This is a genomic window from Thermoplasmata archaeon (assembly GCA_035632695.1).
Taxonomy (GTDB): Archaea; Thermoplasmatota; Thermoplasmata; order RBG-16-68-12; family RBG-16-68-12; genus RBG-16-68-12.
In genome coordinates this window covers 1-13,535 of record DASQGG010000091.1, presented here as the reverse complement: position 1 = coordinate 13,535, position 13,535 = coordinate 1, and the positions used below count along the sequence as shown (strand labels likewise).

12 protein-coding genes are annotated in these 13,535 nt (G+C 66.1%); 5 read left to right on the top strand and 7 right to left on the bottom strand.

All coding sequences use genetic code 11. From position 1 onward, the window contains the following. Both VEY12_06750 and pyrG read right to left on the bottom strand, forming a co-directional pair. A partial coding sequence (locus VEY12_06750) for a TIR domain-containing protein (GenBank protein HYM39825.1) occupies positions 1–1,007 on the bottom strand: 1,007 nt, incomplete at its 3' end. A gap of 541 nt (positions 1,008–1,548) precedes the next feature. Then, complete coding sequence (gene pyrG, locus VEY12_06745; GenBank protein HYM39824.1) at positions 1,549–3,141, bottom strand: CTP synthase (glutamine hydrolyzing); 1,593 nt, start codon at positions 3,139–3,141, stop codon at positions 1,549–1,551. A 108-nt stretch (positions 3,142–3,249) separates the two neighbouring features. Here pyrG and VEY12_06740 point away from each other — a divergent pair, with 108 nt between their 5' ends. Next, positions 3,250–3,843, top strand: coding sequence for a thioredoxin family protein (locus VEY12_06740; GenBank protein ID HYM39823.1), 594 nt, complete (start codon positions 3,250–3,252; stop codon positions 3,841–3,843). On the opposite strand, the gene VEY12_06735 is transcribed toward VEY12_06740, so the two are convergent. Continuing rightward, positions 3,836–4,609, bottom strand: coding sequence for a 4-phosphopantoate--beta-alanine ligase (locus tag VEY12_06735; GenBank protein HYM39822.1), 774 nt, complete (start codon positions 4,607–4,609; stop codon positions 3,836–3,838). The genes VEY12_06740 and VEY12_06735 overlap by 8 nt on opposite strands. Beyond that, positions 4,606–5,568, bottom strand: a complete 963-nt coding sequence (locus VEY12_06730) for a DUF1611 domain-containing protein (protein HYM39821.1) — start codon at positions 5,566–5,568, stop codon at positions 4,606–4,608. Before VEY12_06730 ends, VEY12_06735 begins: the two co-directional genes overlap by 4 nt. Before the next feature lie 220 nt (positions 5,569–5,788). Between VEY12_06730 and VEY12_06725 the strand changes: the two genes are divergently transcribed. From VEY12_06725 to VEY12_06710, 4 genes are all read left to right on the top strand, one after another. Further along, a complete protein-coding gene (locus VEY12_06725) occupies positions 5,789–6,979 on the top strand; it encodes a redox-regulated ATPase YchF (GenBank protein ID HYM39820.1) in 1,191 nt (396 codons plus the stop codon). Then, entirely contained in the window at positions 6,976–9,399 is a 2,424-nt protein-coding gene (locus VEY12_06720; GenBank protein HYM39819.1) for a DNA polymerase domain-containing protein, read from the top strand. Before VEY12_06725 ends, VEY12_06720 begins: the two co-directional genes overlap by 4 nt. Before the next feature lie 159 nt (positions 9,400–9,558). After that, the gene (locus VEY12_06715; protein HYM39818.1) at positions 9,559–10,506 is read left to right on the top strand and encodes a carbohydrate kinase family protein; all 948 of its coding nucleotides are present in this window, start codon (positions 9,559–9,561) and stop codon (positions 10,504–10,506) included. An 86-nt stretch (positions 10,507–10,592) separates the two neighbouring features. Continuing rightward, positions 10,593–11,420 carry a DNA methyltransferase gene (locus VEY12_06710; protein HYM39817.1) on the top strand — a complete coding sequence of 276 codons (828 nt, stop codon included), beginning with the start codon at positions 10,593–10,595 and terminating at the stop codon, positions 11,418–11,420. Between the two features lie 155 nt (positions 11,421–11,575). Here VEY12_06710 and VEY12_06705 read toward each other — a convergent pair whose 3' ends face one another. From VEY12_06705 to VEY12_06695, 3 genes are all read right to left on the bottom strand, one after another. After that, positions 11,576–12,568 carry a hypothetical protein gene (locus VEY12_06705; protein ID HYM39816.1) on the bottom strand — a complete coding sequence of 331 codons (993 nt, stop codon included), beginning with the start codon at positions 12,566–12,568 and terminating at the stop codon, positions 11,576–11,578. Then, a complete protein-coding gene (locus VEY12_06700; protein ID HYM39815.1) occupies positions 12,568–13,257 on the bottom strand; it encodes a hypothetical protein in 690 nt (229 codons plus the stop codon). The genes VEY12_06705 and VEY12_06700 overlap by 1 nt, the downstream gene beginning before the upstream one ends. Further along, positions 13,254–13,535: hypothetical protein (locus VEY12_06695; protein HYM39814.1), on the bottom strand; the 282-nt coding region annotated here is incomplete at its 5' end. The genes VEY12_06700 and VEY12_06695, both read right to left, overlap by 4 nt.

Sequence of the window (13,535 nt, the reverse complement as noted above, 5' to 3'; positions counted from 1 at the left end):
TGGATGCGCCTGTCCCAAAGCAGGATGACTTTCTGGCGGTAGAGGACCGTTGCCGCGCCAATCTCGATGAGGATATTGTCGTTGATTCTGTAGACCTCATCGCCAGTCTCATCTGTGACCTTCTCATCGGCGGAGACGATGATGATCCCGGCTTGGCAGCGGTGCATGTCGGTGATGACTTTCTCTGGAACCGGGATCGCAGTGGAACTTTGTTCCTCAGCTACTACGGCGCGGAACCGGCCGAACTCCACGATTTGTTTTACCTGTCCGAGGAGCTTCTTGTTCTTGCCGTGAGCGATGAAAACGGCTTCGACGCCCAACGGTTCCTGTTGCGGGGTCGTCGCGGTCTTTGGTGTGACAAGGGTGCCGGGCGACAGTGGCGTTTGCGCTAGGGCAGCGGGAGGCCTCTCGGCGGGGGTCGCTGCCACGGACCGGGTCCGAGAAGCACCGAACACGATCCACTGGCTCCCCTGGACATCCTGCAGCATGCCAGCGAACTTGGCATTCTTCAGAAGTATGTCCATGCATCTTTCGGTCTGCTTGGGGGACACAGAGTAGTCCCGCTCCAGTTTGTTTTGCGCAAGGTCTGGCCGAGGAACTTTGTTATTGTTGAAATCCTCATAGAAACGTCCGAACAGCGTCGGCTTGGTCGCAGCCTCGATAAGGCCCTGTGATCTCTCGTCGTCGGTCTTTGGAGCCACGATGGACAGGCCCAATCGCTCCAACGAGATTGTGTCCCCCTTGTAGGGATCACCGGAGGTGAGTCCGTACTGGTTCGCAGCCGTTATGCGAAGACGAAAGCCACTGCTTCCAGGCGAAATACCCAATGCTTGCCCGAGTAGGATTCTTCCCATTGGCTTTCCCGCGTTGTGCTCTTTGATGGCTGCCGCGACTTCCAATGCATCTTCGAGACTGTATTGAGGAAAGAGTCCCCTTTTCTTCGCATTCTTGTCATTCTCATTACTATCTTGCCGGGACATAATTCTCCCCAGCCACATGGGACACATGAAGCAAGTCAGATATCAACTGCGGTGTACTTAAGCATTCCCACAGTTGATGTACTAGTATGTACATCATACGGAATGGCTCTCTGTGACAAGTGTGTCATATCTTGTGGACAGTTGGGAGGCGTCTATTCGCTGCCAATGGCAGGGTCTGAATACCACGGCTCACCGCTGAGCTTCCCACTCCGCATTCTCGCTGTATCCACCGCGTACACACGACGCTAGTCACGATCCCGAAGCCAGGGCGTGAAATCCGTGCGAGGGATGCGGTTCCTCGGGTGCACCCACGTCCCGGCCCGAGAACGCGGGCGTCTTGCGGTTCGTGTACCGTCCGGGGAAGGCAGGCGGTGATGGGGCCGGGAAGGAGATCAAGAAGCGGTGAGCCAAGAAGGCGGGGAAATGAGATCGGCCATGGGCTCGGGGCAGCCGTCAGGTCTCTGTACCTGGAGTTGGCCTGGATGAATCGACGATCATACCCTTCGCAAAGCCGCGTTGCTAAAGCTTTGTCCCCCGGCATCCTCCCGTGCGAACGAGGCCGCTGGTCTCACTTGGATTCCCCCGCAGCCCGGACGAGGCCCAGGTGGATCGGCGAGGGTCGGAACGGCCGCGACCGCAGCTCCGGGTGGAACTGGGACGCGATGAAGTACGGATGGCCCTTGAGTTCGAGGACCTCCATCCGCCGTGCGCCGTCCGAGCGCCCGATGTACTTCAGGCCCGCGGCCTCGAGCTTCGGGATGTACTCGGGGTTAATCTCGTAGCGGTGACGGTGACGCTCGAAGATCCGCGTGGAGCCGTACATCTTCGCCGTCTTCGAGTTCTCGTCGAGCAGGATCTCGTGAGCTCCGAGGCGCATCGTCGCCCCCATGTCCTTCACACCGTGCTGCTCGGGGAGCAGGTCCACCACGGGATACGGCGTCTTCGGATCGAATTCCGAGCTGTTCGCGTCCTTGAGGCCGAGCGTCTCCCGCGCGAACCCGACGGTCGCGAGCTGGAAGCCGAGGCAGACCCCCTGGAACGGGATGTCGTTGTCCGCCGCGTACCGGGTCGCGGCGATCTTCCCCTCGATGCCCCGGTCCCCGAAGCCGCCGGGCACGAGGATGCCGTCCGCGCCCTCGAGGACCTTCGTCCCCTTCTTCTCGATATCCATGGACTCGACCCACCGCAGGTTCACCTTGATCCGCGAGGCGGCGGAGGCGTGGTGGAACGCCTCGATGTGGCTGATGTAGGAATCCTTGAGGTGCGTGTACTTCCCCACGAGGGCGATCGTGACCTCCTTCTCCGGATTCTTGAGGCGCTCGAGCATCGCCTTCCATTCCTGGAGGTCCTCCTCCTTCGCGGGCAGGTTCAGGGTCTTCAGGATGTACTCCGTGAGCCCCTGGCCGTCGAACAACAGGGGCACGTCATAGATCGTGGAGGCGTCCGGAGCGCTGACCACGCCCTCCACGGGAACGTCGGAGAAGAACGCGATCTTCTTCTTCACGTCCGGTTCGAGGGAGCGCTCCCCTCGGGCAATGATCACGTGGGGCTGGATGCCCGCGGCGCGGAGCTCGCGTACGCTCTGCTGGGTCGGCTTCGTCTTCTGCTCGCCCACGGCCCCCATGACGGGGACCAGCGTCGTGTGCACGTAGAGCACGTTCTCCTTGCCGACTTCCTGGCCGAGCTGGCGCACGGCCTCGAGGAAGGGCATGCCCTCGATGTCCCCCACGGTCCCGCCCATTTCGATGAGCACGACGTCCGCCTTCTCCTTCTCCCCGACCGCCCGCAGGAGCGCCTTGATCTCGTCCGTGATGTGCGGGATGATCTGGACCGTCTTGCCCAGGTAGTCCCCCCGTCGCTCCTTCTCGATGACCGTGCGGTACACCTTCCCGGTCGTGATGTTGTGGTCCCCGGTCAGGTTCACATCGAGGAAGCGCTCGTAGTTACCCAGGTCCAGGTCCGTCTCCGCGCCGTCGTCGAGGACGAAGACCTCCCCGTGCTGGTACGGATTCATCGTGCCCGCGTCCACGTTCAGGTACGGGTCGATCTTGACGGGGGAGACGCGCAGCCCCTTGGACTTCAACAGGACCCCGATCGAGGAGGTGGAGATCCCCTTCCCGAGTCCCGACAAAACGCCACCCGTGACAATAACGTACTTCACGTTAACTCACGGGAATGCTCCATCGGGCGGGTCGCACAAATAGTTTGTGTCGTGCCCGGTGAGCGGAACGACAACCGCGGTCGCAAAGTCTTATGCGAATGAAGAGGCGTGCTAGGCGCGATTCGCATGCCTCAGGACCTCACCCTGAACCAGATTCCCGGGTTGCTACCGGGCGCGAAAGCCCCTGACTTCTCCCTTCCCGGCATCGACGGGAAGACGTACTCCCTGGGGTCGTTCAAGGACACACCCGTCCTGGTCGTCTTCTTCACGTGCAACCATTGCCCGTACGTCCAGGCGTGGGAGCCCCGCTTCGTCGAGGTCCAGCGCGACTACGCCGCGAGGGGTGTGCGACTCGTCGGGATCAATTCGAACGACGAGACGAAGTATCCCGAGGACGACGTCGCGCACATGAAGGAGCGCGCGAAGGAGCACGGGTACAACTTCCCGTACCTGCGGGACGACACCCAGAAGGTCGCCGAGACCTGGGGCCCCGTGGCCACGCCGGATTTCTATGTGCTCGACAAGAACCGCGTGATCCGCTACCGCGGCCGCTTGGACGACAACCACAAGGACGCGAACGCGGTCACGCTGCGGTATCTCCGCGACGCGGTCGACGACGTGCTCGCAGGGAAGAGCCCGCGCGTCCCGCTGACGCCGCCCTTCGGTTGCTCGATCAAATGGAAGCCGGGCCACTTCACCTGAACATACCGCGCGGGCGGCGTTTCGCCTTGAGACCCCGCAGTCGCCACCCCAGGTAGTCGAAGGTCGCGCGGAGGTTGCCCGCCCGGTCGTATTCGCGGGCGATCCTCCGCGCTTCCTTGGGGTCCGCGCGCAGCTCCGCAATGAACTTCTCGATGTTCCCGAGCGCCCGGGTGAGTTCGTCCACCACGGGGACGCTCGCCCTCTGCGACGTTCGAGAGAGCGGGTTGAGGTCGATGCTGATGACTTTCTTCCCCATGCGGACGAGGGCCTCCGTACGATCACCGTCCTCCAAGGGGACGAGGACCGCGTCCGCGGAGAAGATCCCCTCGCGGTGGCACAGGGCGCGCTTGGACTCCAACCCCGGGATCCGCGCGTCGGGCCGAGGGCCGAGGACGTGCTTGATTCCCGCGCGCCGCAGCCTCCTCGTGATGCGCGCCACGCGGGCCTCCGTGCGATGGAACAGGTTGACTTCGACGCGGGCGGGAATCGCGCGCGCGAGGCGGGTCACTTCCCGGGAGGCCAGCGCGGCCACATTTCCGTTCACGGAAATTGCGGGTCGCTTGGCGGTCAGGAGGATCGCCGCCGCGGCTTTCTCCGCGACGAGTGCGGGGGCCGTCGTTTCCTCCCCGAATAGGTAGTCGAACGCCTCCCCGCGGCCCTGGGCGATGAGCCCCTCCGGTACGACAATGCCGTCGCGCCACGCCTGGACGAGCTTCTCGCGGCGCACCAGGGACTCGTACCGTGGGTGGGACCTCGGAATCTTCATACCATGGCCTTGATCCGGTCCACGAACTTGCCGCATCCGTGCCAGAGGGGATCCGCGGTCGGGAGCCGGTACGTCGCCTCGTACTCCCTCACGGTCTCCTCGACCTGCTCGCGGGTCATGTTCTCATGGTTCAGGCCGATGGCGAAGACCTTCCCGCCGCCGGCGATTCTGGCGAAGAACTCGAGCCACTGGATTTCCTCTTCCGGTTTCGGCATGGGCCAGGCGACCACGTCGCGGCGGAAGTTCCGCGTCTTCCGCGCGGGAGCGTGCATCATCAGGATCGCGGACGGGAAGGAGGCCATGATGATGGACCGCGTCCCGGCCACGTACGCGGGATGGGAGATGCTCCCCTGGCCTTCCACGATGAGGACCTGGGGCCTCGTCTCCTCGTACGCGCGGACGACCTCGGCCTCGAGTTCGCCCACCATGAAGTCCCCCTTGATCGCGTCGAGCGGCACGCCATAGGGCGAGCCCTGAAGGAGCCCCGTCTGGCCCGTGGCCACGAACGTCGCCTTGACGCCCGCGGCGTTCAGGGCGTCCGTCAGGAGGAGGGCGCACGTCCGCTTCCCGATGGCCCCATCCGTACCGAGGACGGGGATGCGGAGGCACGGGAGCTTGCGGGACTTGTCGCTGAACTGCTGGGCCTCGCGGATGTCCCGCGGCCGGCGGACGTCGAGCAGCTGGACGCCGTGCTCCGCCGCGAGCTTCGAGAACTCGGGATCGTCACGCAGGTACTCGTGGAGGCCCGCGGCCACGTTCACGCCGTGCGCAATCGCCTCACGGATCAGCGGCCGGAACTCCTTGGGGATGTAGCCGCCGAACGTGGCCACGCCGATGACGAGCGTCTCCGGTTTCCCCTTCTCGAGGGCCTCCTGGAAGTCCTTGAAGATCGGGATGCCGTTCGGCTTCCCGTCCAGGAGCTCGCCCGCGTCGCGGCCCGCCTTCGTGTGGTCGATCACGCCGACGATTTGATAGCGCTTGGAATACCGGACGAGCCCGTTCGCCGTCTTCCCCGTGTTCTGGCCGAAGTAGCCGTCGCAGAGGATGACCGCGCGTTCCAGGGAGACCGCCTCCGTGCGGTGGGCGGGATGGGAGATGGCGGGACCTGCATAAAAGCTCGCGAATTACCTCAGGGCTTCGGCCGGGAACCTACTTGAGACACGAGCCCATTTCCCACATGTGGAGCTCGGGGTCGTCGGCAAGCCCAATGTGGGCAAGTCCACGTTCTTCGCGGCCGCCACGCTCGCGCCCGCGCAAATCGCGAACTACCCGTTCACGACGATCGAGCCGAACCGCGGCATGGCGTACGTCCGGCACCGCTGTCCGCACCTCGACCTCGGCATGGCCTGCCAACCGAACAACGCGCCCTGCCAGGACGGCGTGCGGCTCATCCCTGTGGAGCTCCTCGACGTCGCGGGGCTGGTGCCGAAGGCCCACGAGGGCCGCGGCCTGGGCAACAAGTTCCTCGACGACTTGCGCCAGGCGAGCGCCCTCGTCCACGTGATCGACGCGACCGGGGGCACGGACTTCGAGGGGAACGTCGTCCCCGCCGGGACCCACGATCCGTTGGACGACGTCCGCTTTCTCGAGGAGGAACTCGCGCACTGGATCGCGGGCATCCTGTCCCGCAACTGGGACAAGGAGGCGCGACACGCGGACCTCGAGGAGGTGGCACCGGAGAAGGTCCTCTACGATCGGCTCACGGGCCTCGGCCTCACGGAGCCGCAGATCCATCTTGCCTTGCGCGAGACGCCCCTGGACCCGAAGATGGCCCGCTGGTCGTCCGAGGACCTCCTGCACCTGGCCCACAGCCTCCGCAAGATTGGGAAGCCGATGATCTTGGCGGCGAACAAGGCGGACCTCGTTTCTCAGGATCGGCTCGCGGAGCTCACCCAGATCGAGGGGTACCGCACCGTGCCCACGTCCTCGGAACTCGAGCTCGCCTTGCGCCGCGCAGCTCAGGCCCGCCTCATCGTGTACGAGCCGGGCGCTTCCTCGTTCCAGGTTCCAGACCCCGCCAAGCTCTCCCCGGCGCAGGCCAAGGGCTTGGAGAGGATCAAGTCCTTCTTGGACGCGCGGCACACGACCGGCGTGCAGGCGTGCGTAGAGGAAGCCGTCTTCAAACTCCTCGACCTGATCGTCGTCTTCCCCGTGGAGGACGAGACGCACTGGACGGACAAGAAGGGCAACGTGCTGCCCGATGCGTTCCTCGTGCCGCGCGGTGCCACCGCGGTGGACGTAGCCTTTAAGGTCCACACGGATTTGGGTAAGCACTTCATCCGAGCCATCGACGGGCGGACCAAGATGGTCGTGGGCCGCGACCACCCCGTCAAGGATGGCGACGTGATCAAGATCGTGGCGAAGGCATGAGCGAATCCTGGGACGTCCGCATGTTGACCGCCTCCTACCGGCGGGAGGGCCCCCAGGAGGAGCCCGTGATTGAGATCTTCGGCCGAACGAGGGACGACCGGTCGATCGCGATCGAGTACCGGGGTTTCCTCCCGTACTTCTACACGGTCGAGCCGACCCAGGCGCTCCTCTCCGCGCTCCAGCGGGACCCAGAGGTCGTCCGGATTGAGAACGCCGAGCTGGAGGTCGCCGGGGTCAAACGACCCTGCGCGAAGGTCCTCATGCATCATCCTTGGAAGACGCCCGAGTACCGCGAGCGATGCCGCAAGTACGGAAGCGACGTCCTCGCCGCGGACATCCCCTTCGCCCACCGCTTCATCTTCGACCTGGACCTGCCCTCCTGCTTCCGCGTGTTCGGCGAGCCCACGAGCGGGAAGTACACGACGGAGCTCATCGTGAAGGCGGAACGGTTCGAGCCCACGGAACCCTTCAGCCCGCGGCTGCGGATCCTCTCGTTCGACATCGAGAACACGATCCAGAACCCGAAGCTCCTGTGCCTCGGGCTGGCCTGGCGGGACAAGGGCGAGCTGAAGACGGAATGCCTCGCGGGGTCCGAGCGGGAGATCATCAAGGGCTTCCTGGACTTCGTCGAGAGGTACGACCCCGACGTGATTACGGGCTACAACATCGACGGGTACGACCTGCCCGTGCTGGAATCCCGGGCGAGGATGAACGGCTTGGGCGGCCTCCCGCTCTCCCGCGACGGGATGCAGATCAGTAACGTGGGGGAGCGGTTCTGGCGCACGCACGGGCGCATCATCGCGGACGCATGGTGGTCCACGAAGGTCGAACTCCACCCGAAGCAGGAGACGCTTGACGCCGTGGCGAAGTGGCTGTTGGGCGAGGGCAAGCACGACGTCGACCGAAGGAACATGGACCAGGAGTGGGAAAAGGACAAGGTCCGGGTCATGGAGTACTGCAAGAAGGACGCGGAGCTCGCCCTGCGGATTCTGGAGAAGGTCGCGAAGCTGGACAAGTCCATGGACATCGCGGTCGTGTCCAAGCTGCCCGTGGACGACGTCTTCAACGGGCGAACGTCCCAGCTGATCGACTCCATCCTCATCCGCGCGGCGGACCGCGGTCACTTCGGTGTGCCGATGACCCGCACGGGGTCGGGCGAGGCGCCCATCGAGGGGGGTTACGTCCACAGCTTGGACCCCGGGCTCTATGAGTGGGTGGGCGTGCTGGACTTCACGTCCATGTATCCGTCGATCATCATCGAGAACAACATCTGCTTCACGACCCTCAACGAGAAGGGCACCGTGGTCAGCCCGACGGGCGTGCGGTTCCTCGATCGGTCCCTGCGCGTGGGCCTCCTGCCCACGATTCTGGGCAACCTGATGCGAGAGCGGAAGGAGGTCAAAGCGAAGCTGAGGACGGAGACGGACGAGGACAAACGCGCCTACTACGACCGCCTTCAGTTCGCGATCAAGATCCTGATGAACGCCTTCTACGGCGTCCTCGCGTCCTCCTTCTATCGCTTCACGAACCCTCAAATCGGCGCGAGCATCACGGCCTTCGCGCGGGAGAACATCAAGTCGATCATCACGCAGCTCGAGGCCGAGGGCATCCGGGTCCTCTACGCGGACACGGATAGCATCTTCTTCGAATCGCCGACGAAGGAACTCGAGGAGACGAAGAAGATCGGGCGTCAGATCTCCGAGCGCTTCAGCCACGGGAGCGTGAACATGGACTTCGAGCGCGTCCTCGAGACGTTCTTTAGTCATGGGAAGAAGAAGCGGTACGCCGCGAAGGTCGCGTGGCCCGTGGCGGGCGAGCTCATCGTCCGCGGCTACGAAATCCGGCGCACGGACGCATTCAACCTCCAAGGCGAGGCCCAGAAGCGACTGTTCGCCCTCATCCTGGACAAGGACATCGAGGGCGCCATCCGGTTCGCCAAGGAGCTGGTCCAGACGGTGCGCCAAGGGACGATTCCCGAGGACTTCCTGCCCGAGGAGGGCGATCCGCTGGAGCCCCTCGTCATCTCCCGCACCGTGCGTGAGGAGAGCCGCTATGCCAACCCGGAGTCCATGGCGAACGTCCAGGCGATGAACAAGCTCAAAGCCGTCGGCGAGGACATCATCCCGGGGATGAAGGTCTCCTGGATCGTCGTGGACGCGAAGAAGGCCCCCATGCAGGTGGAGCCCTACGTCTCCGGCCGTCCGTTCGCCGCGCGACCGGACTGGGAGTACTACGCGAAGCGGGTTGCCCAGACCCTGTCCTACGTGACGGAGATCTACGGATGGGACGAGAAGGAACTGTACCAGGGGTCCCAGAAGCCCAAGCAGGTCACGCTGATGGATGACGGCTTCGCCGACAAGCCGAAGCCCGCGGCGGCCGTGAAGACGGACAAGAAGCTCACCCTGGAGGACTTCTTCTGACGTCCTGGGAGGAGGCCGTCTGCCGCTTCTGCGGCTGGGAAGGGACGGACGTCACGCGCGACGCCCACGGTTCCCTCTTTTGCCCGGCCTGCGGCAAGCCCGCGGAGTACAAGATCGTCGTTGAGGAGCTCAAGCGGCAGGGGCTCTGGAAGGCCTAGGATGGCGAGGAAGGCCCCGCGCGTCCTGGCGATCGGGGACGCGATCGTCGACATCGTGTCGCCGCCGCTCCAAGGCCTCCCGCCCGGCGACGTCCAGGGCGAGGTATCCGGCTTCGCGTTCTTGCCCGGAGGGAACGCCACGAACTTCGCGCTCCAGATGGCGTCCCTCGGGATGCGGACGACCCTCGTGGCCGCGGTGGGCCGCGACGCCTTCGCCAACCGTCTGCGTGCCGCGTACCGCGCGCGCGGCGTGACCGCTCGCCTCAGGGTGGACGCGAAGCGGCCGACAGGAACCACCGTGGCCCTAACGTGGGCCGACGGACGGCGGGCGCTGATCACCGCGACGGGAGCCAACGCCGCCCTACGGGAGGCGGACGTTCCCGAGACGCTGCTCGCCTCCGCGAGCCACGTCCACCGGGCCGGGTTCTGGTGGGCCACGGGCCTCCTCGGCGCCCCGACGGAACGCCTCCTGCGGCGGGCGCAGCGCGCGGGAGCGAGTACCTCGATGGATATCTCGACGGACCCCCAGGGCTGGTCCCGCGCACGCGTCGACGCGGTTCGGGTTTGCCTTCCCCATGTGGACACGTTCTTCGGGAACGGGGTCGAGGTGTGCGCGGTCGCGGGGACGCGCGACCCGGTGCGTGCCGCGGAGCGCCTCTTGGAGCACGGGGTCTCCGAGGTCGTCCTGCACCGCGCGGAAGCGGGCGCCACATGGTTCCGGGAGGGCCAGCGCGCCTCGCTGCCCGCGTTCCGCGTCCCCATGGACAACCCCACGGGCTGCGGCGACGTGTTCAACGCGGGGTATCTCTTCACGAAGCTTTCCGGAGGGACCACCGAGGAGGCGCTCGGGATGGGGAACGCCCTCGCCGCCCTCCACCTCCGCGATCGGCGCGAACCGTATCCCGACCTGCGCGAGCTGCGCGCTTTCGTCCGGGTCGCCCGGGCGTGATTCGGGGTCGTCCAGGCAGATTGCCACTTTCACCCTACTCCCCCTCCCGGGCCGGTTCATAGGGAGGGAACCCCTGGGCCGTGGTCGTGGCCCTCGCTTCTGAAACGGTCCAACAGGAAGCCTTGGTTTCCCAGGAGGCGTGGGCCATGCTCGGACGCGCCGACCTGGAGCCGTACACGGTCTGGGACTTCCCCGACCAGCGGGCGGGCGCGACCCGCTTCGGCGACGCCTGTTTCAACGGCGTCACGCCGGCGTTGTGCGCCCTCAACCTGGTTCGCCGCTACACGCGACCGGGCGATCTGGTCGTCGACGCCATGGCGGGGTCCGGCACGATCGCGGACGTGGCGCGCTCCCTGGGCCGTCGGGTGGTCTCCCTGGACATCGCGCCGCGGCGGAAGGACATCCTCCGGGCGGACGCGCGATGCTGGCCCCTCCCGGATGCCGTTGGCACGCTCGCCGTCATCGATTCCCCGTACTCGGACAACATCCTCTACAGCGAGGATCCGCGGTGCCTCGGACGCATCTCGTGCCGCGACGGACGGTTCTACCGGGAGATGGCCCGGGTGGCCGACGAGGCACGCCGCGTCCTCCGACCCGGCGGCATCCTAGCGTGGATCATCAGCGACGAGTACAAGGGAGGACGGTACACGCCCGTCGGGTTCCGCCTCCAGACCGTGCTCGCATCGCGGTTTGACTTCCTGGATACTATCGTACTCCTCCGCCACAATGACCGCTCGGCGTCGCCGATGTGGGAGCACCGCGCGCGGCGCTACAACTTCCTCCTCCGAGGATTCAAGTGTCCCGGATTATCGCCCGTTCTCTCCATAGGGAGGCTGCGAGTTTGCAGGAGGTTCCGCCAAGGCCCGATTCGAGGCCTCGAACGCGCCCGATTCTGCGTGCCCCGGGCACCATGAGTTGCGTGCCCCGTGCACGCAGGACGAGGGGGTGGTGGTGCCCCGTGCACCAGGTCGCGGCCGCCTTTCGCGCGAGCCTTTTGTTTAATCAATTAGAAACTTGCGTGCCCGGGGCACGTTACGTGCCCGGGGCACCATCGCGGCCGGTGGGCATTCTACGTGCCCGGGGCGTATTTCGCGCCAGGAGCCTTTGCGGCGCGAACCTGCGGGGAGACCTTCTGCCAGGGCGGACGGCCCTCGGCGCGTGCGCGGGCCTGCTCCTGCGCCAGCTCCGCGAGCCGGGCGGTGTCGCCCCGGGCGCGGGCCTCGTCCTCGGTGCGCCACCAGGCATCCCGGGCCTGGGCCTCCTCAGGGTGAGCGGCGTCCCACTCGATCTCGGCCGCCACGTCGAGGTCCGCTCCGATGGTCTGCTGGATCGCCTGCTCCACGAGGTCGGCGGGGGCCGCGTACTCCATCTCCCGGGCGAGGGCGGGATCGCCCTCGATGAACGCCCGGAGCGCCCGGACGGCTTCCCGGGTCACGACGACCGTCCCCTTAGGCCCGCTGTGGGCGAGGGGGCTCCTCGGGAGGCCCGCCAGGGCCGCCGTGGCCCAGGAGGGATTCACGGACCGGTCGCCCGTCGCCTGCACGTCTCCCCGGATCGCGCGGTCCACGAAGTCCGCGGGCCCACCATAGCCGCACTCCGCCAGGAGCAACGGGTGGTCCGCGAGGAGTTTCTGGATCTGCCGGATGAGGCCAGGTGGCACCGGCAATTCCTCGTCGGGGGGCGGCCCGGCGGCAGAGGCGGTGCCCCGCGATCCCGCTGCCTCGAACACCTGCATCCCGAGCCGCAGCACATCGAGGATCAGGTCCCGCCGGGACTTCGCCGCTTCGGCCTGCGCGGCCAGGGCGGCGTCGAACCAGGATGCGAGATCGACGGGCACGCTCACCGTCAGGTAGCCCGCGCCGGCCTCCCGCCGCGCCCGTGTCGGGGGCGGGCGGGCTCCCCCGTGGTACGCCCGCATGCCGAGCCGGAGCACGTCCAGGACGAGCTCCCCGTTCGACTTCCAGATTCCCGGATGCTCCCGCCTGGTCGTCTCGAACCAGGGGAGCAGCGACCGGGGCACACCGATGTTCAGTCGCGTCTTGCGGTCGTGCGCCTCAGCCATCAGACTCCCTCCAGCAGGTGATCGGCATCCTCCTGCGGGACCTCGCGGAGGAAGCGCTCTACGACGCCCCCGGGCGGCGGTTGTCCTCGGGCACCGAGGAACAGGCTGGACCGGTTCAGCCTCAACGCCTCGTCCGCGCGGAGAAGGATTGCGGGCAGCTTGTCCGGGCCGATGTCGTCCTCGGGCTCGTCGCAGCCGTCGCACATCTCCCCTCGGTGCCTCCGGAGGACCCCGCTCACGCTGAGGAGGATCTCCGACTCGATGCAGAGGACCGTGAGAGCCCGCGACACCTCCTCAAAGGGCCCCGCGAGCTCCGGGGAGAGCGACTTCCGGAAATCCCTCAAGTCGTCCTCCAGGGAGAAGGCCGAGTCCATGAAGTCCCGGAGAAGCCTGACGCGAGGCTTGAGGCGCCGCGGGAGACCCCGGGCGATGTCCTCCAGCCTCCCGATCCACCACACGATGCCCTTGTCGAATGTCGTGGACCGAAGGGACTGGAGAGCTTCGGCCTCCCCCGGGGTCACGGGGTAGACGAGCCCCTTCAAGTCCGTGCGCACCATTTCCTCCAGGCGGGTCTTCTCCTCGGGCCTCAGGAGCCCCGCCTCCGTGGCGGAGATCTTCAAGACGAGGCGCCGGGCCCGCCGGAGACGGGCATTCAGCTCGGACTCGAAGCTGGTTGGTTTCGTGTTCACCGCCCCCACCGATGCGCAAGGCCCAACGTGCCCAAAAGGATGACGAGGAGGATTGCGAGGACGAGGGCACCGGGCAGAACCGGCGCCAGGACGGAGGCGAGCACGAGGTCCAGGGCCGCCGCGGCGGCAAAGAACAGGACGAGGATTGCGGCGCGCGCCCACGCGGGGCGATCCATCCGTCCGGACTTCATGCCGAAGAAGGGTCCATCGCGGACCCGCCCTCGGTCGCGTCCTCGGCTCAGGGGCGCGTCGAAGGCCCTTTCATTCAACGTCGCATG

Coding starts and splice junctions, on each gene's coding strand:
- VEY12_06715 (HYM39818.1), top strand. CDS start 9,559: ATGGCGAGGAAGGCCCCGCGCGTCCTGGCGATCGGGGACGCGATCGTC.
- VEY12_06720 (HYM39819.1), top strand. CDS start 6,976: ATGAGCGAATCCTGGGACGTCCGCATGTTGACCGCCTCCTACCGGCGG.
- VEY12_06735 (HYM39822.1), bottom strand. CDS start 4,609: ATGAAGATTCCGAGGTCCCACCCACGGTACGAGTCCCTGGTGCGCCGC.
- VEY12_06705 (HYM39816.1), bottom strand. CDS start 12,568: ATGGCTGAGGCGCACGACCGCAAGACGCGACTGAACATCGGTGTGCCC.